General features: G+C 74.8%; 16 protein-coding genes. 6 read left to right on the top strand and 10 right to left on the bottom strand.

Translation table 11 applies throughout. The annotated features are described in order from the left end of the window. Window positions 1–37: 37 nt before the first annotated feature. The gene (locus ACZ7KX_RS23470) at window positions 38–1,588 is read right to left on the bottom strand and encodes an ATP-dependent DNA ligase (protein ID WP_470328160.1); all 1,551 of its coding nucleotides are present in this window, start codon (window positions 1,586–1,588) and stop codon (window positions 38–40) included. Between the two features lie 354 nt (window positions 1,589–1,942). On the opposite strand from ACZ7KX_RS23470, the gene ACZ7KX_RS23465 reads away from it, so the two are divergent. The 3 genes from ACZ7KX_RS23465 to ACZ7KX_RS23455 all read left to right on the top strand — a co-directional run bounded on the left by ACZ7KX_RS23465 (window position 1,943) and on the right by ACZ7KX_RS23455 (window position 5,428). Beyond that, on the top strand, window positions 1,943–2,422 hold the full coding sequence (locus ACZ7KX_RS23465; protein WP_350520328.1) for a GNAT family N-acetyltransferase: 480 nt from the start codon (window positions 1,943–1,945) through the stop codon (window positions 2,420–2,422). Window positions 2,423–2,537: 115 nt separating this feature from the next. Beyond that, on the top strand, window positions 2,538–3,527 hold the full coding sequence (locus tag ACZ7KX_RS23460; protein ID WP_470328159.1) for a CAP domain-containing protein: 990 nt from the start codon (window positions 2,538–2,540) through the stop codon (window positions 3,525–3,527). A gap of 275 nt (window positions 3,528–3,802) precedes the next feature. Next, a complete protein-coding gene (locus ACZ7KX_RS23455) occupies window positions 3,803–5,428 on the top strand; it encodes a sigma-70 family RNA polymerase sigma factor (protein WP_470328158.1) in 1,626 nt (541 codons plus the stop codon). Window positions 5,429–5,475: 47 nt separating this feature from the next. On the opposite strand, the gene ACZ7KX_RS23450 is transcribed toward ACZ7KX_RS23455, so the two are convergent. Both ACZ7KX_RS23450 and ACZ7KX_RS23445 read right to left on the bottom strand, forming a co-directional pair. Then, entirely contained in the window at window positions 5,476–5,712 is a 237-nt protein-coding gene (locus tag ACZ7KX_RS23450; RefSeq protein ID WP_402798665.1) for a hypothetical protein, read from the bottom strand. 93 nt (window positions 5,713–5,805) lie between these two features. Next, a complete protein-coding gene (locus ACZ7KX_RS23445) occupies window positions 5,806–6,234 on the bottom strand; it encodes a nuclear transport factor 2 family protein (protein WP_350520324.1) in 429 nt (142 codons plus the stop codon). A 1,190-nt stretch (window positions 6,235–7,424) separates the two neighbouring features. On the opposite strand from ACZ7KX_RS23445, the gene ACZ7KX_RS23440 reads away from it, so the two are divergent. Further along, complete coding sequence (locus ACZ7KX_RS23440) at window positions 7,425–8,357, top strand: carbohydrate kinase family protein (RefSeq protein ID WP_470328157.1); 933 nt, start codon at window positions 7,425–7,427, stop codon at window positions 8,355–8,357. A gap of 87 nt (window positions 8,358–8,444) precedes the next feature. On the opposite strand, the gene ACZ7KX_RS23435 is transcribed toward ACZ7KX_RS23440, so the two are convergent. After that, window positions 8,445–8,972, bottom strand: coding sequence for a GNAT family N-acetyltransferase (locus tag ACZ7KX_RS23435; protein WP_470328156.1), 528 nt, complete (start codon window positions 8,970–8,972; stop codon window positions 8,445–8,447). 257 nt (window positions 8,973–9,229) lie between these two features. Here ACZ7KX_RS23435 and ACZ7KX_RS23430 point away from each other — a divergent pair, with 257 nt between their 5' ends. After that, window positions 9,230–10,195, top strand: coding sequence for a polysaccharide deacetylase family protein (locus ACZ7KX_RS23430; RefSeq protein WP_470328155.1), 966 nt, complete (start codon window positions 9,230–9,232; stop codon window positions 10,193–10,195). Window positions 10,196–10,216: 21 nt separating this feature from the next. Here ACZ7KX_RS23430 and ACZ7KX_RS23425 read toward each other — a convergent pair whose 3' ends face one another. The 5 genes from ACZ7KX_RS23425 to ACZ7KX_RS23405 all read right to left on the bottom strand — a co-directional run bounded on the left by ACZ7KX_RS23425 (window position 10,217) and on the right by ACZ7KX_RS23405 (window position 14,124). Further along, a complete protein-coding gene (locus ACZ7KX_RS23425; protein WP_470328154.1) occupies window positions 10,217–10,648 on the bottom strand; it encodes a YchJ family protein in 432 nt (143 codons plus the stop codon). Between the two features lie 113 nt (window positions 10,649–10,761). Continuing rightward, window positions 10,762–11,418, bottom strand: coding sequence for an NADPH-dependent F420 reductase (locus ACZ7KX_RS23420; RefSeq protein ID WP_470328153.1), 657 nt, complete (start codon window positions 11,416–11,418; stop codon window positions 10,762–10,764). A gap of 102 nt (window positions 11,419–11,520) precedes the next feature. Beyond that, complete coding sequence (locus tag ACZ7KX_RS23415) at window positions 11,521–11,874, bottom strand: hypothetical protein (RefSeq protein ID WP_470328152.1); 354 nt, start codon at window positions 11,872–11,874, stop codon at window positions 11,521–11,523. Window positions 11,875–11,946: 72 nt separating this feature from the next. Further along, a complete protein-coding gene (locus tag ACZ7KX_RS23410) occupies window positions 11,947–13,482 on the bottom strand; it encodes an FAD-dependent monooxygenase (protein WP_470328151.1) in 1,536 nt (511 codons plus the stop codon). A 27-nt stretch (window positions 13,483–13,509) separates the two neighbouring features. Continuing rightward, complete coding sequence (locus tag ACZ7KX_RS23405) at window positions 13,510–14,124, bottom strand: TetR/AcrR family transcriptional regulator (RefSeq protein ID WP_470328150.1); 615 nt, start codon at window positions 14,122–14,124, stop codon at window positions 13,510–13,512. A 304-nt stretch (window positions 14,125–14,428) separates the two neighbouring features. Here ACZ7KX_RS23405 and ACZ7KX_RS23400 point away from each other — a divergent pair, with 304 nt between their 5' ends. Further along, a complete protein-coding gene (locus ACZ7KX_RS23400) occupies window positions 14,429–14,746 on the top strand; it encodes a cytochrome C oxidase subunit I (protein WP_470328149.1) in 318 nt (105 codons plus the stop codon). 93 nt (window positions 14,747–14,839) lie between these two features. On the opposite strand, the gene qcrB is transcribed toward ACZ7KX_RS23400, so the two are convergent. Beyond that, window positions 14,840–16,495 (bottom strand): cytochrome bc1 complex cytochrome b subunit, encoded by a 1,656-nt coding sequence (qcrB, locus tag ACZ7KX_RS23395; RefSeq protein WP_470328148.1) that lies wholly within the window; start codon window positions 16,493–16,495, stop codon window positions 14,840–14,842. Window positions 16,496–16,744 lie beyond the last annotated feature (249 nt).

The raw sequence follows: 16,744 nt of genomic DNA, 5'->3' as shown, positions 1-16,744 counted from the left end.
CCGACAAGCAGTGGTTCTGCCGCCCCCCGGGGCGGGTTCACGACGACAGTCCCTCGGCGGCGGCGATCTCCCGCACGGTCGCGATGGTGTCGGCCTCGGCGGCGTCCTTGTCCGGCCGGTAGCGCACCACCCGGGCGAACCGCAGGGCGAGGCCGGCGGGGTAGCGGGGGCTGCGCTGCAGACCGTCGAAGGCGATCTCGACCACCAGCTCCGGACGGACCCGTACCGTCCAGGCGTCCCGCTCGGTCTCCCGGGCGAGCAGTTCGACGGTCTGCCGGGCGAGCGTCTCGTCGGTGAGGCCCTTGAAGGTCTTGCCGAGCATCACCCAGGGGCCGAGCCCCGGCTCGCCCGCCGCCCGGGCGCCCAGGTGCAGGTTGCTGAGGAACCCGCGCCGCCGCCCGCTGCCCCACTCGGCGGCCAGCACGACCAGGTCGAGGGTGTGCCGGGGCTTCACCTTGATCCAGCCGATGCCGCGGCGCCCGGCCGCGTACGGCGCCGACGGGTCCTTCACCAGCACGCCCTCGTGGCCGAGGGCCAGCGTGTCCCGGAAGAAGGCCAGGGCCAGGTCGCGGTCCCCGGTCTCGGTGCGCGCCACCCGCAGGTCCGCCGGTGCCGCCTCGGCCAGCGCCGCCCAGCGCTCCCGGCCCGGGCGGTCCACCAGATCGTCGCCGTCCCGGTGCAGCAGGTCGAAGAAGAAGACGCTGAGCGGGACTTCGGAGCGCAGTCGCTCCGGGTCGCGCCGGGCCGCGGTGCGCGCGGCGGTCTCCTGGAACGGGCGCGGCCGCCCGTCCGCGCCGAGTGCGATCGCCTCGCCGTCCAGCACCGCCGAGCGCAGCGGCAGCGCGAGCGCGGCCTGCGCCACCTCGGGGACGCGCGCGGTGATGTCGTCCAGGCTGCGGGTGAACACCGCGACCTCGTCGCCGTCCCGGTGCACCTGCACCCGGATCCCGTCCAGCTTCCACTCCAGCGCGGCCGGACCGGTGCGCTCCAGCGCCGAGGCGACGTCCGGCGCGGAGGCCGCCAGCATCGGCCGCACGGCCCGTCCCACCTCCAGGCGGAACGCCGTCAGCGCGGCCTCCCCGCCGGTCAGCGCCGCCTCCGCCACCGCCCGGGCCGAACCCCGGAACATCAGCGCCCGCCGCACCGCCGCCGAGGGCACCCCCGCCGCCTGCGCCACGGCCTCCCCGACCACCGCGTCCAGTGCCCCCTGCCGCAGGTCCCCGACCAGCACCGCCCGCAGGAACCCCTGTTCCTCCCCGGTCGCCCGCCCGAACAGGCCGTGCAACAGCCGCCGCCGCTCGGCCTGCGCCCCGGCGCCGTGCACCCCCGCGATCCGCTCCAGCTCGTGCTCCACCTCCCGCACCCCGAGCGACGCCCCGCCGGCCGGCTCCGGCAACCCGCGCAGCGCCGCCGGCCCGACCCCGGTCCGCAGCCGCTGCGACTCCCCGGACAGCAGGGCAACCGCCGCCGGCGCCTCCACCGGCCCCAACTCCCGCAGGCACCCGGCCAGCAACCCCGTCTTCGCCCGCCGCCCCGGCTCCGCGGCCACCGCCCGCGACGCCGCCGCCAACCTCTCCAGCCCCGCCACCACACCACCTCCTCCACCCAGCATCCGCGCCCCCGGCGGCCCGCGCCTCAGCAGCCCTGCGGGCGGGGTACCCCCCTGCCGCGGCCACCGGCCGCACCGCCGCACGGCGCGGCACCCGGCTCGTCCGGTGAGTACCCTCCGTCCGGTGAGCACCCTCCGTCGCCGCACCCGACGGGTGGCGGCCTACCCGTGGGACCGGCCCGCGGGCCCACGGGGACGCCCCGGTGCGGCCCGCCTTCCCAAGTGCCGGAGTGGAGTGCCGGGCCGGCGGTCTTGGCCGGGGTGGAGATCGGATGCGGGCCGACGGGGCGTCATGCTGGGCCCGCAAGCCGCCCCGACCCCGAGGAGACCGAGATGAGCGACACCCCCACCGTCCGCTGGAGCGTGGGCGCGCCCGAGGCCGACGAGTTCGCCGCCTGGCGCGAACTCTTCCGCGGGTACTGCGAGTTCTACCGGCTGCCGTGCCCCGAGGAGAAGGCCGAACTGGTGTGGTCCTGGCTCACCGACAAGGACCACGAGCTGGACGGGCTGCTGGTGCGGGACGGCGACGGGACGCCGGTCGGGCTCGCCCACTACCGGCCGTTCGCCCGTCCGCTGCACGGGGCCGTCGGCTGTTTCCTGGACGACCTCTTCGTCGCGCCGGACGTCCGGGGCGGCGGGGCGGTGGACCAGCTGCTGGCCCGGCTGCGGGAGATCGCCGCCGAGCGCGGCTGGAACACCGTCCGGTGGATCACCTCCGAGACCAACTACCGGGCCCGTGGCAAGTACGACCAGGTCGCCGTTCGGACCCAGTTCCTGACCTACGACATGGCCCCGGACGCCCCGATGCGCTGAGATGGTGACCGGGTCGCCGGACATTCGTTCGGACTTTCTGTTATCCGCCCGCCGCCGGGAGGTCTCCCAGGTGTCGACACTCGACCAGCCGACCCGGAACAGGAAGCGTGACCACGTGAACAGCGACGACAGGACGACCATCCTCCCGGCGACCGGTGGTGACCGAGGCGCGGGCGACGGCGGTGAGGGCGGCCGGGGCCGGTCCGGTGGCCGGGCCGCGAGGCGGGCCGCCCAGCGGCACGCCGGCCGCGGTCGGCGGGGTCGCCGCGGCGGGTTCGTGCCGGTCACCGCGGTGGTCGCGGCCGTCGCCGGCACGGGGCTGATCGCCGCGCTGGCCGGGGCCGGCTACGCCGCGTACGGCGGCAAGCAGACCGATCGGGACGTCATGGGCCAGGCGATGGCCGCCGACGCGCTGATCGCGGCCGAGATCGGCACGCACGACGGCATCCAGGTCCCCGGTGCCGGGGGAGCGAACGCGACCGCCCCGGTGCCGCCGTCCGGCGCGGCCACGACCGGTCCGGCGGCCACCCCGAGCGCCCCGGCGACGCCGACCGAGACCGCCACCGCCACCCCGACGGCGACCGCCACCGCCACCCCGACCCCCTCCGCGACCGCCGCCAAGGCGACCGCGAGCGCGACCCGGACCGCGACCCCCGCCGGGGCGGCCGCCGCCCAGCGCAGCGCGACCGGACCGGCCACCCCGGTCGGCGGCGGCGCCGCCCCCTCGGACGCCCAGGCGGTCGTGGACCTGGTCAACGTCGAGCGCGCCAAGGCCGGTTGCGGGCCGGTCACCGCCGACCCCAAGCTGGCCACCGCGGCCCAGTCGCACAGCGACGACATGGCGAACCGCAACTACTTCGACCACGCGAGCCCCGAGGGCTACCACGCCGACCACCGGATCGAGGCCACCGGCTACCGCTGGAGCACCTGGGGCGAGAACATCGCCCGCGGCCAGAAGGACCCGGCCGCGGTGATGGACGCCTGGATGAACAGCCCGGGCCACCGCGCCAACATCCTGAACTGCGCGTTCAAGCAGCTCGGCGTGGGCGTGCGGACCGGTTCCGGCGGTCCGTGGTGGACCCAGGTGTTCGCCGCACCGGCCTGATCGGCCCCCGGCCTCGGTTACGCAACCCGACCCCCGAACCTGACCCCGGCCCCCGAAACCCCGCCCCGACGACGAAACCCGGCCCCGAGCACGAAACCGACCACGAACCGATCGGACACCACCGAACCGATCCGACGACACTCCGTTCCGGCCCGATCCGCTTCCGGGCCGGGCCGATTTTCCGATTCCGCGCACATTGTTGTTATCTGATCACTCCCCACAGGTCTCCGAGGAGGCAGCGGCGGACGGAAACACGGCAAGACGGAGTGCGGACCATGAACGCTGATGTGCAGAACAGGACCGGGAGCACCCTGGTGCTCGCGGCGCAGGCCGGCGACCGGCAGGCCCAGGAGGCGCTGGTCGCCGCCTGGCTGCCGCTCGTCTACAACGTGGCCGGACGCGCCCTCGGCGGCCACGCCGACGTCGACGACGTCGCGCAGGAGACCATGATCCGAGCCCTGGACGGTCTGGACGGGCTCCGCGACCCGGACTCGTTCCGCTCCTGGCTGGTCGCCATCACCATGAACCAGGTCCGCCGCCGTCATGCCGCCGGTCTGCAACAGGCCGTCGGCGGGCTGGACGAGACCTGGGAGGTCGCCGACCCCAGGGCCGACTTCACCGACCTGACCATCCTGCGGCTCGGCCTCTCCGGCCAGCGCCGCGAGGTCGCCGAAGCGACCCGGTGGCTCGACCCCGACGACCGCGAACTGCTCTCCCTGTGGTGGCTGGAGGCCGCGGGCGACCTCACCCGCGCCGAACTCGCCGAGGCGCTCGACCTGAGCCCGGCGCACACCGCCGTCCGCGTCCAGCGGATGAAGAAGCAGCTGGAGGCGGGCCGGGTCGTCGTGCGCGCGCTCAGCGCCTACCCCCGCTGCCCCGAACTGACCGAGATGACCGCCGGATTCGACGGCACCCCGAACTCGGTCTGGCGCAAGCGCATAGCCCGTCACATCCGCGGCTGCGCCGGCTGCGACGGCCTCGGCCGCGATCTCTTCCCCGCCGAGGGGCTGCTGGCCGGCCTCGCCCTGGTGCCGATCCCGCACGGCTCGCCGCTCCTGCTCCACTTCCAGCACACCGCGGCTGCCGTCGCCGCCCAGAGCGCCGCCGGCTCGGGCGCCGCTTCGGGCGCAGGCGTGGGCACGGGTTCGGGCGCCGGATCCGGTACGGGAGCGGGTGCGCACGCCGGTGCCGGCGGGCACGGCGGCTGGGCCGGCACCGCCGCCCGGAAGGCCGTCCTGGTGAGCGGCGCGGCGGCGGCGGTGGCCGTGACCACCCTCGCGCTGGTGTGGCCTCAGCACAGCGAGCCCCCGGCGGCGGCCGCACCGGAGCCGACCGCCCCTGCGGCCGCTCAGGACACCGCCCTCGACATCCCGAGCGTCGCCCCCGCGCCCGTGGCGGTCGCCCCGACGCCGGTGCCGACACCGACGCCCACGGAGACCCCCACCGCGACGGCCACCCCGACGCCGACGCCCACGCCGACCCCGACCCGTACGGTCGCCCCCGCCCCGGTCGCCAACCCGGAACGCCAGCTGGTCGACCTGGTCAACGCCGAACGCGCCAAGGTGGGCTGTGCTCCGCTGCGGATCGACCCCCGGCTGCACTCCGCCGCGCAGAAGCACTCGGACGACATGGCCGCCCGCGGCTTCTTCGACCACGTCAACCCGGACGGTGTCCGCACCGACGCCCGGATCACCGCCGCCGGCTACCGCTGGTCCCAGTGGGGCGAGAACCTCGACCGGGGCCCCACCGCCCCGGCCACGGTCGTCGCCCACTGGATGGACGGCGGCATCCACCAGTCGAACATGCTCGACTGCGGCTTCAAGGACGTCGGCGTCGGCCTGGCCACCAGCCCGACCGGCACCACCTACTGGACCCAGGACCTCGGAGCCCCGATGTCCTGACCGGACGGGGCGGCCCCGGTACGGGTCGAGACGGCGGGCGGGGATGACTAGGCGGGGGTGACCCCGACCAGTCCGTCCGCCGACCCGGTCACGAAGCCGGTGGCGTGCCCGACGACACCGCCCGCGTCGCCGACCTGGCCGGGCAGCACCTCGGGCGCGCTGCTCAGCGGCCCGGGCAGACCCTCCTGTCCGCCCACGGCGCTGGCGTGCGCACTCGGCGCGGTCAGGGAGGCCACGACACCCACGGCGAGCGAGGCGACGGCGAGCATGCTGCGCTTCTTCATGGCCGGTCCAACGACGCTGCGCCGGAAGGGTTACGGGGGCGGCCCACCGGGGCCGCCCCCCGCACACCCTCCGACCGGCGTGCCGACGGGGTGTCAGGCCCGGTAGAAGGTCCGCCCGGAGGAGCCGGAGGAGACCGACCACACCTCGGTTATCAGCCCGCCGTCGAGCCGCAGGATGTCCGTCCCGCTGCGCGCCACCACGCCGCCCTCGCCGTCCGAGAAGCTCGCCAGGTACGGCCGGGCCACCAGCCCCGACACCGCCCCGTCGACCGACTCCAGATCCACCACCGCGACGCCCTCGGCCGCGAACCGCAGCTCCGACCGCTTGGCGTGCCACTGCCGGATCACCTCGGCCAGCCCCGCCGGCGTCCGCACCTCGTCGAAGATCTCCGAGCCCGCCTGCGTGTACCGCAGGGTGAAGTCGGGCGCCATGATCTTCTCGGCCAGCGCCAGCTCGCCGTTCCACAGCGCCGTCCAGCGGTCGTAGACCTCGACGCCGAACTCCCGCAGCTCAACACCCATGAGAAATCCCCCCGTTCGCTTCCCGACCGTTCCTCGATCGTGCAGGGAACGCTAGCACCGGGCACTGACAACCGGCCGGAGCGGGGGGAGGGGACGGGCGCGGGCGGGCGGAGCGCGGCGAGGACGCGCGCAAGCTGGACGGCCCGCGCGCCGACCGGGACTCAGGCCGGGCGGCGGGCGGGCCGTGGGAACCACCATGGCCCCGGCCGTCCCCGCCGGTCAGCGGCGCGCACGCGGCGGCCGGACGCACACCGGCGCGCCGGGGCGTGCAACAGCCGCCCCAGCGGCGCCGTCAGGGAGTTCCCTGGCCCCGGGCCACCCCCGCCCCGTCCGCCACCCCGGTCCCGCCCTCCCGGACGGCGGCGCCCGGAGCGTCCCCCGCCGGGTCCACGGTCCAGTCCGGGTGCCCGGCACCGGCGGCGTGCGCCTCCGTACAGCCAGTCGTGGAGGAAGCCGCCCAGGTCCTCCCCGGACACCTCGGAGGCCGTGCGCACGTAGTCCTCGGTGGTCGCGTTCCCGTACCGGTGCTCGCGCAGGAAGGTGCGCTCGATCCGGTCGAAGGCGTCCTGGCCGACCTTCTCGCGCAGGGCGAACAGCACCAGCACGCCGCCCGCGCAGCGTTGGCCGTCGAGGAGGTTCGCGGCGGTCGGGGACGCGACCGGCCCGGAGTCGTGCCGCGACCGGTCGCCGAGGCGGTAGACGTCGCGCGGACCAGTTGGTCGGCGGTCAGGGCCGGCGCCGGCTCCAGTTCGGCGGCCCGCGCGGTCGGGACGACGTCGCGCAGCGGCGGGCCGTGCGGGCCGGTGCGTTCGCGGGACGGTGTGGTCGCCCACCGCGACCCGGACGAGTTCGGTGGCCATCGGCTCGCGGGAGACGTACCGGCGGGTGGTCCGGCCGTCGGGGTGCGGGGGCCGCCGGGACAGGAGAGCCGCGCACGGATGTCAGTGGACCGCCGGGCCGCCGGGGGCCGATCCGGGGATCCGACGACACACCGTCGTCGCCCGGACGGCCCACCGTGCTGGCGCGGCCCCCGGGGGCCGTCTAGCGTCGGGAGTGCTTCGTCCCCTGACGGACGGGGCCACGGCCGTCGGAACTCCTGGCCAGGTCCGGCGGCCGTACTTCCATGCCCTGGCGCACCCCGTAGGCTGGCGGGCGAGACGACGCCCCCGTACCGGATGCCAGGAGCCGCCGTGACCAGTCCAGCCTCCCGTGTCCTGGTGATCGGCGAGTGCGTGGCGGACGTCGTCCGTGCCGACGGCGTCCCGGACCGGGTGCACCCCGGCGGCAGTCCTGCCAACGTCGCGTACGGCCTGGCGCGGCTCGGCCGCCCGGTCACGCTGCTGACCGAGCTCGGGCCGGACGCCGACGGCCGGCTGATCCGGGCGCACCTGGAGTCGGCGGGCGTGCGGGTGCGGGCCGCCGAGGCGGCGCGGACGCCCTCGGCCGTGGTGCGGCTGGACGGGCAGGGCCGCGCCCGGTACGCCTTCGACATCGGCTGGACGCTGCCGTCGGCCGAACCGGTGCGGACCGACCTCGCGCAGCCTCCCGCCGCGATCCACCTGGGCTCGATCGGCGCCGTCACCGAGCCGGGCGCGGCCACCGTGCTGGCCCTGGTCGAGCGGTGGCGCGGGCGCACGCAGATCAGCTACGACCCCAATGTGCGCCCCGCGTTGATGGGCGAGCGGGCGGCGGCCGTCCGGCGGGTCGAGCGCTGCGTGGCGCTGAGCGACCTGGTCAAGGCGAGCGACGAGGACCTGGCCTGGCTCTACCCGGGCGAGCGGCCCGAGGTGGTCGCGGAGCGCTGGCTGGCCCTCGGCCCCGCCGTGGTGGCGGTGACGCTGGGCGCCGACGGCGCGTTCGCCCGCACCGCCGAGGGCGTCCGGGCCGAGGCGGCGGCCGTCCCGGTGCCGGTCGCGGACACCGTCGGCGCCGGGGACTCCTTCATGGCCGCCTTCCTGCACACCCGGGCCGACGGCGCCGACCTCCGGGCCTGCCTGACCCACGCGGTGACGGCCGCCGCGCTGACCGTCTCCCGGCCGGGTGCCAACCCGCCCTCGGCGGCCGAGCTGGCGGCCGCCCTGGCGGCGGGCCAGGCGGCGGCTCCGGAGGTCGACGCGGTGTAGCTCCGGCCGCCCCGGCGACCGGGCCCGATGCGGCCGGTCCCTCGCGGCGGACCCACCGCTGCCCGACACCCACGCCCGGCACCCCTGCTACGCGCGGACGGTGAGCTCCTTGCCGTACCAGACCTCGGCGTACGGCCCGCTGCTGTAGGCCGGGATCTCGTGGTACCCGTGCCGGAGGTAGAGCGCGCAGGCCTCGACCAGGTCGCGGCGGGTGTCGAGCACGATCCGGTCGGCGCCGAGCGAGCGGGCGGCCTCGTCGACGGCGGCGAGCAGGCGGGCGCCGCCGCCGGTGCCGCGCAGGCCGGGGCGGACATAGACGCGGGTCAGCTCCACGGTGGTGGCGTCGAGTCGGCGCAGGCCGGCGCAGGAGTGGGCGACGCCGTCGTGGCGGCCGATCAGGAACAGGCCGTCGGGCGCGACGAGGTCGTCGCTCGGGGAACCGGCCAGGCCGGACTCCAGCTGTTCCGGGGTGCCCTCCCGCCCGAGGTGCAGGCGGTAGTAGCGGTTGGCCACGTCGTAGTAGTACTCGCGCAGCAGCTCCAGGGCCTCGGGGGCGGTCACGTCGGCGGTGGTGACGGACCAGAGGTCGGGGCGGAGGGGCGCGGTGTCGGTCATGCCCGCATGATCCGTTCCGTGCCGTCGCCGTGGCAAGCGGTTTTCCGGGGCCCCGCCGGGCCCGACGGCCCCTGGAACGGCACGCCACGGCGGGTGGACGGCAAAGGAACGGCAAGGCGTCCGGCGCGCCGTTGCCCCGCACGGGTGATGGAGGGATTGGCGGGGGTGCGTGGCGGGGGAGCAGTGCAGCTATGGATAGACCATCAGATTGTCTGAATAATGGGGGTTTGAGGGGGAGTCAGCGACGCCGGAGCGCGGTGCGGACCGGCTTGCTGGTCACCGTCTGCCTCGGCGCCGTCATCGCCGGCTGCGCCGGTCCGGCCGGGACCGCGCGGACCGCCGGGCCGAAGGCCGCCCCGGCCAGGGCGGACGCCGCCAAGGGGGAGCCGGTGCCCGCCGTCGAGGCCGTCGGCCACGGCGCCGCCCGCCCGGCGGCTCCCCCTCTGCTGCCCGGCCTGGCCCGTCAGGAGGAGGAGGCCGGCAGCCAGGCGGTGGCCCGCCAGGAGGCGGCCGCCCGGACCGCGCTGGAGACCGCGCAGCGCTGGGGCCTGGAGCGCCCGCCGCTGAAGGCCCCGCCGCGTCCGGCGACCAGGGCCCGGCTCACCCCCGTCCAGGGCGTCAAGCTCGCGGAGGACCGCCCGCCGGTGGTCTACCGGGTGCCGACCGACGACAAGGTGGTCTTCCTGACCGTCGACGACGGTGCGGAGAAGGACCCCGCGTTCTCCCGGATGGCCGCGGAGCTGGGGGTGCCGATCAGTGCGTTCGTGTCCGACTACCTCGCCCGCGAGGACTACGGCTACTTCCGGGACCTGCACGCCCAGGGCGTGGAGATCAACAACCACACGATCAACCACCGCAACCTGAAGGTCCTGGACTACGAGACCCAGCGCCAGGAGATCTGCAACCAGCAGGACCAGCTGGAGCAGCAGATCGGCGTCCGCCCCCGGCTGTTCCGGCCGCCGTACGGCGAGTACAACGACGACACGCTGCGCGCGGCGGCCTCCTGCGGGGTGCAGGCGGTGCCGATGTGGAACGAGGAGGCCTTCCCGGACCACATGGAGTGGCGGTACGACGACCGGCAGCTGCACCCGGGCGACATCATCCTCACCCACTTCCGGGGCACCGACATCTGGAAGGCCACCATGCCGGACCTGCTGCGCAAGGTCGTCAACGACGTCACCGCGGCCGGCTTCACGCTCGGCCGGCTGGACGACTACCTGTAGGCGCGCCCCCCGAGGGTCGGCTCAGCCGAGCGAGAGGGCGTCGAGGTACACCCAGGCGCCCTCGTGCCGCACGAAGCGGCTGTTCTCGGCGAGCACGCCCTCCTCGCCGCCCTCGGTCCAGTGCGCCCGGAAGGCGACCGTGCCCGCCGCGTGGAACGCCCCGCCCTCGGTGGTGGAGAGCACCTCCAGCCGGGTCCAGCGCAGCGCCGGGTCGAAGTCGACCTCGGCGGGCCGGGTGTCCGGGTGCCAGGTCCGCAACAGGTACGCCTCGTCCTGCGCGGCGAAGGCGCTGAACCGGGAGCGCATCAGCGACTCCGCGGTGGTCGCCGCCGCCTGGCCGCGGTGCAGTCGGCCGCAGCAGTCGCCGTAGGCGGCGGGCAGGCCGCACGGGCAGGGGGAGGAGGGCAGCAGCCGCGGAGCGGCGGAGCGGGGCGCGGAGCGACGTCGGGACATGCGGTCCATTCTCCCCCACCGCGACGCGGCCCTCCGCACTCCGGGGCCCGGCGGAGAGCCGGGCCCCGGAGTGCGGAGGGCCGCGCCCGACGGACCGGGGGCGGCCTTCCGCGTTACGCGGGGCGCCGGAACGCGTAGTTGAACTCGGCGCTGCCGAAGTGCCCCATCATCCGGAGCCAGAGCGGCATCATCATCTCGGTCGCCCGGGCGGCCGAGATGTCCCCGAGGTCGATGATCCACTCGGCCGGCCAGCCGAAGCCGCCGAGCAGCGCGACGGTCTCGGCCTTGGCCGCCGCGTCGTTGCCGGCGATGAAGAGGTTGTGCTCGCCGCTCAGCCGGCCCGGCTCCACCATCAGCTCGCAGTTGACGGTGTTGAGCGCCTTCACCACCCGGGCCTCGGGGAACTCGCGCTGGATCTGCTCGCCGACGCTGTCGGTGCTCACCGGGTCGAGCGTCACATGGCCCTCCGGGCCGAACACCAGCGGGTTGGAGACGTCGATCAGCAGCTTGCCCGTGAGGTGCTCCGCCCCGGCCGCCCGCAGCGCCGCGAGGGAGACCGTCCCGCCGGTGGCGTTCAGCACCACCTCGCCGAAGGCGGCGGCCTCGGCGAAGGTCCCGCACCCGCCGCCGGGGCCGGCCTGCGCGGCCCAGGCCAGCCCCTTCTCGTTGTCCTTGCTGCGGGAGCCCAGCGTCACCTCGTGGCCGAGCGAGACCAGCTTGATCCCCAGGGTCTGCCCGACCATGCCGCTGCCGATGATTCCGATGCGCACTGTTTCCCCGTCTCGTCGGATGGCGGCGCGTTCCTGCCGAACGTGCCGGCGACGACCATAGTTGACCGGGGGTCAGTACCGCCGGAGCGTACGGAACGCCGGTCAGGTGTTCCCCTCGATGCCGAACATCGCGACCACGGCGACCAGCAGCGCCACCCCCGGGAGCAGCGTGACCAGCACCCGGCCCCGGGGGACCAGGTACACGACCGGCCACTGGAGCACGATCAGGGCGAGCAGCGCGAACAACCCGTAGTCCGCCACGGCCAGATGGGCGCGGGTCGACGGGCAGGACGCCGGGCCGTCGCAGGAGTCGGTCGTCATCTCGGCGAGACCGCGGAGGACCCCCGCCGGGGGAAGCAGCATCAGGTACACCGCGGTGGAGATCGTCACGGCGTTCCACCACTGCCCGCGGGCGGAGCCGGTCGCGCGGCCGGAGGTGCGGGGGAGTTCGCTCATGCGGCCCATGCTGCCGTCCGGTCCGGGCCGTCGGGCAGCGCCGGAGTACTCAGTGCGCCCGGGTGCGCGTACTCAGGTGCGGGGCTCGCCGAACCAGGTGCGCAGCGCCGCGGCGAGGCCGTCCGGGTCCGCCCCGCCGACGTCGCAGGCCCAGGCCACGTAGCCGTCCGGGCGCAGCAGCAGAGCGCCGGCCGGGGGCTCCGCGCAGTCGGCGGCGATGCCGTCGACCCGGTCCTTCCAGCCCGCCGCGTGCCCGGCGAGCTCCCCGCCGGTGAGGTCGAGCAGCAACGGGCGGCCGCTGCGGGTGAGTTCGGCGATCCGGCACGGCCCGGCGGCGGTGGTGAGGGCGAGGTCGGGGGCGAAGCGTCCGGCGAGCGGGTGCGGGCAGTCCGTGTCGTAGCGGATGTCGCTGCCGGCCATCAGCGCGGCGATCCGCCCGAGGTTGTCCTCGTGCGCCAGCAGTTCGCCGAACAGGGCGCGCACCGCCGTGGTCCCCGGGCCGGGGGACATCAGCGCCATCTGGGCCTGGGAGTGCATGAAGACCCGTTCGCTGACGGGGTGCCGCTCGCGGTGGTAGCTGTCCAGCAGGCCGGGCGGGGCCCAGCCCCGCAGGTGGGCGGCGAGCTTCCAGCCCAGGTTGGCGGCGTCCTGCAGGCCGAGGTTGAGGCCCGGGCCGCCGGTCGCAGCGTGCACGTGCGCGGCGTCGCCGACCAGCAGGACGCGGCCGTGCCGGTAGCGCTCGGCGAGCCGGGTGTTGTGGCCGACCTGGCGGCGCGGGGTGAACGGGCCGGGCGTGCGGGCCGGGGCGAGCGCGAGGTCGGCGCCGGTGACGCGGCGGACGCTGGCGCGCAGCTCGTCCAGGGTGAGCGGGCTCGACTCGTCCACCGGCGGGCCGCCCCACTCCAGGGTGGCGACCATGGTGGCGTCCGGTCCGAAGGGGGCGAGGACGAGGACGCCGTGCTCGGTGCGGGTGTGGGTGAACGGGCGGACCGGGGTGGCGAAGCCGGGCAGCAGGAACTCGCCGGTGCCGGTGGTGCGCACGTCCTCCGGGAGCAGGACGTGGGCGATGCGCGAGACCGGGTCGGGCGAGGTGACCCCGGGGAAGCCGATCCCGGCCAGCTTGCGGACGGTGCTTCGCCCGCCGTCGGCGCCGACCAGGTAGCGGGCCCGCAGCTGCCCGGAGCCGTCCGGCCCCCGGTGGTCGACCGTCACCCCGGTGTCGTCCTGGGCGAGCCCGGTTACCTCGCAGCCGTGGCGCGCGGTGACGCCGAGTTCGCGGGCGCGCTCCTCCAGGACCTCCTCGATCCGGTGCTGCGGCACCGGCAGGGCGTGCAGCGGGTTGTCGTCGAGCCCGTGCAGCTCCAGCGGGAAGGCGCCGAACACGAAGCGGGGCACGGGCTGCGGTGCCCCGGGGCCGCCGAGCGGCTCGTACAGGCCCCGGTGGTCGAGCAGGCGGATCACCTGGCCGACCAGGCCGTTGGCCTTCTGGACCGGGGAGCGTTCGGGCAATCGCTCCAGCACCACCGGCCGGATCCCGGCCAGTGCCAGTTCGCAGGCCAGCATCAGCCCGTTCGGGCCGGCTCCGACGACGGCGACGTCGTGGATCATTTCAAGTCCCCCTCGGACAACACGGTTTCATCGGGCCGACGGATCGGGCAGCCCGGCCGCCAGCAGTTGCAGCGCCGCGGTGAACAGCGGCTGGAACGGCACCGGCGGATCGGCGTTCAGGTACTGGTCGTTGGCGGCCTTGACCGCGGCCATGGCGGTCGCGGCGACCAGCTTCGGGTAGAGGTCCCGGGCCGCGTCCGTCCCGGTCCTGGCGGCCACCGCGGCGGCGAGCCCGGCCTCCGCCTCCGCCCCGCCGCGCAACAGCTCGGCCTGGAGCACCGGTTCGCGCAGCAGCAGCCGCACCGCGGCGGTCCACTGCGGATCCGGTTGCTCGACCACGGGCCCGAACGGTTCGAGCAGGGCGTGGGTCAGCGCCTCCCACAGCGGCTCGGCGGCGGGTCGTTCCCGCAGCGCCGCGGCGGCCTTCCGGACGCGCTCCTGGTGACGGGAGACGATCGCCTCGGCCTTGCTGGAGAAGTAGTTGTTGTACGTGCGCGGGGACACGCCGGCCGCGGCCGCGATGTCCTCCACCCGGACGTTCTCCAGCCCCTGCTCCACGGCCAGGCGCAGCGCCGCCCAGCTCAGTGCCTCCCGTGTGGCGGCCTTCTTCCGTTCCCGCAAGCCGGGCTGATCCGTCGTCATGGCCCCACTGTGGTGCAAAAGATGCGTGACGCGCAAGAGTGCGCGGCGCGCAACTTTTGGCCCCGCGTCGGAGGAGGGGCGGCCCGCGGGAGTCTCGGCGCGTCGCCCACTGCCCCCATCTGGTCACTGATAGTAGTTGCCTGGTTGCGGAGCGATCCGCCACGCACAGCCCACTCCCGCGCGGCCGACCAGGCGGGACGACTCGACACGAGGAGCGGTCATGGGTGGCAGGCAGCGTCCGCCGAGAGCAAGGAACCCCCGCCAGGGCAGGCCCGCCGGGGCGGGTCGCCGGGCGGACTCCCGGGTGGGGCTCGCCCGCATCGAGGGCTTCCTGGCCTGGGAGGCGGAGGTCGCGGCGGCCGAGCGGGACGCCCGCGCCTTCGCCGGACAGTTCCCCTGGCTCCCGGCCGCGGAACGGGAGAGCCTCGAACAGGCCTACACCGCCGACCGGCTGCGCTACGCCGAGGAGGTCGTGGACCGCGCGGTCGAACGCTGCCGCCGGCTGGCCGCCCGCTACCGCAGCGAATGCCGCCGGATCTGCACCCGCTGGGCGGCGCTCTGCCTCTCCGTCACCATCGCGGCGGCGCTGTTCGCCGTCGTCCCGGCGGCCCTGCGGGGCTGAGCCCGCCCGTCCGGTCCGCACGACCGACACGCAGGACGAGGGCCCGCCGTGCCGTTTCCGGCGCGGCGGGCCCTCGTCCTGCCCGGGAGCGGATCAGTGGTGGCCGTGGCCGCTGGTGACCTCCTCGTGCTCCTCGGCGGTGGGCTTCGGGATCTGGCTGCCCCGGCCGTAGAAGCCGCGGGACAGCTTCACCCGGGCGCGGGTCCACAGACCCGTCTTGCGGACCACCCCGTTCTCGTCCACCTCCGGTGGCAGGACCCCGGGCTGCGGCTGGTCGTGCGACGTGAGGGTGTAGAGCCGGCCCGGCGACAGCGGGTCGTGGATCTCGACGTACTCGCCGTGCTGCAGGCGCTTGATGACGCCGGTCTCCCGGCCGTGCAGGACCTTCTCCTTGTCCCGCCGCTGCAGGCCCAGGCACCAGCGCTTGACGATCACGAAGACGACGATCGGCACGACGAAGACGCCGATCCGCACCGCGTAGGTGATCGCGTTGATCGACAGGCGGAAGTGGGTGGCCAGCAGGTCGTTGCCGCCGCCGATCAGCAGGACCAGGTAGAGGCCCATCCAGGCCGCGCCGAAGGCCGTGCGGACCGGGGCGTTGCGCGGCCGGTCGGCGATGTGGTGCTCGCCGCGGTCCCCGGCGGCCCAGGCCTCCACGAACGGGTAGGCCCAGATGGCCACCAGGACGAGCGGGAAGACCATCAGCGGGATGAACACCCCGAGGTTGAGGGTGTGGCCGCCCCAGACGCTGACCTCCCAGCCGGGCATCACCCGGATCAGGCCCTCGGAGAACCCCATGTACCAGTCCGGCTGGGCGTCGGTGGACACCTGGTCGGGCCGGTACGGGCCGTACGCCCAGATCGGGTTCACCGTGGCGATCGCCGACATGACCGAGACCACGCCGAAGACCAGGAAGAAGAAGCCGCCCGCCTTGGCCGTGTAGACCGGCAGCAGTGGCATGCCGACCACGTTGTCGTTGGTCCGGCCGGGCCCGGCGAACTGGGTGTGCTTGTGGTAGAAGACCAGGATCAGGTGCGCCGCGAGCAGGCCCACCATGATCCCCGGGATCAGCAGGATGTGGACGGTGAACAGCCGCGGGATGATGACGAAGCCCGGGAACTGGCCGCCGAAGATGAAGAACTGCAGGTAGGTGCCGACGATGGGCACGGCCAGGATCGCGCCCTCCATGAACCGGATGCCGGTGCCGGAGAGCAGGTCGTCCGGCAGCGAGTAGCCCATGAAGCCGTCGAACATGCCGAGGAACAGCAGCGCCGCGCCGAAGATCCAGTTGATCTCGCGCGGCTTGCGGAACGCGCCCGTGAAGAAGACGCGCATCATGTGCGTCAGCATCGCGGCGACGAAGACGATCGCCGACCAGTGGTGGATCTGGCGCATCAGCAGGCCGCCGCGGATGTCGAAGCTGATGTCGAGCGTCGAGGCGTAGGCCTGGGACATCTCGATGCCCCTGAGCGGGACGTACGTCCCGTCGTAGATGACCTCGCTCATGCTCGGCTGGAAGAACATGGTCAGCCAGACACCGGTGAGGATGATGATGACGAAGGTGTAGAGCGCGATCTCGCCCAGCATGAAGGACCAGTGGTCCGGGAAGATCTTGCGCAGGTTGGCCTTGGCCAGGGAGTAGATGCCGAGCCGGCCGTCGGTCCAGTCGGCCAGGGATTCGGCCGCGTTCGCGGGCTTGGCGCGGGTGCTGGTCACCGGTCCCGGCTGCGACTGCTGGTCGGCTCTCACGACGTGCTCCCCGGCGTCCTCGACGTGCCGGACCGGAGCCCCGTCGGCGGGAACGGCGGCCGGCGAAGTGTTGTGATCATGGGACCTCTCGATACGGGCCCGCCGGCCGGACCGGCGCGCGGACCTGCGCGGCCCGCTGGACCCGTTGCTCAGGGTGATGGAGCGCTTACTCTGTCATGCTGTCGGCAGGGGGCCGACTGTGCACGTCCATCGGCCCGTCCGGCCGTGCGTGTCGGTCCGGACGGGGGT

It is taken from the genome of Kitasatospora sp. NPDC038210 (assembly GCF_055600605.1).
This window is presented reverse-complemented; position numbering and strand designations above follow the sequence as displayed.

What these genes read in the sequence shown, in the direction of transcription:
- ACZ7KX_RS23465 (WP_350520328.1), top strand. Translation starts at nt 1,943, where the DNA reads ATGAGCGACACCCCCACCGTCCGCTGGAGCGTGGGCGCGCCCGAGGCC.
- ACZ7KX_RS23455 (WP_470328158.1), top strand. Translation starts at nt 3,803, where the DNA reads ATGAACGCTGATGTGCAGAACAGGACCGGGAGCACCCTGGTGCTCGCG.
- ACZ7KX_RS23450 (WP_402798665.1), bottom strand. Translation starts at nt 5,712, where the DNA reads ATGAAGAAGCGCAGCATGCTCGCCGTCGCCTCGCTCGCCGTGGGTGTC.
- ACZ7KX_RS23445 (WP_350520324.1), bottom strand. Translation starts at nt 6,234, where the DNA reads ATGGGTGTTGAGCTGCGGGAGTTCGGCGTCGAGGTCTACGACCGCTGG.
- ACZ7KX_RS23435 (WP_470328156.1), bottom strand. Translation starts at nt 8,972, where the DNA reads ATGACCGACACCGCGCCCCTCCGCCCCGACCTCTGGTCCGTCACCACC.
- ACZ7KX_RS23425 (WP_470328154.1), bottom strand. Translation starts at nt 10,648, where the DNA reads ATGTCCCGACGTCGCTCCGCGCCCCGCTCCGCCGCTCCGCGGCTGCTG.
- ACZ7KX_RS23415 (WP_470328152.1), bottom strand. Translation starts at nt 11,874, where the DNA reads ATGAGCGAACTCCCCCGCACCTCCGGCCGCGCGACCGGCTCCGCCCGC.
- ACZ7KX_RS23410 (WP_470328151.1), bottom strand. Translation starts at nt 13,482, where the DNA reads ATGATCCACGACGTCGCCGTCGTCGGAGCCGGCCCGAACGGGCTGATG.
- ACZ7KX_RS23405 (WP_470328150.1), bottom strand. Translation starts at nt 14,124, where the DNA reads ATGACGACGGATCAGCCCGGCTTGCGGGAACGGAAGAAGGCCGCCACA.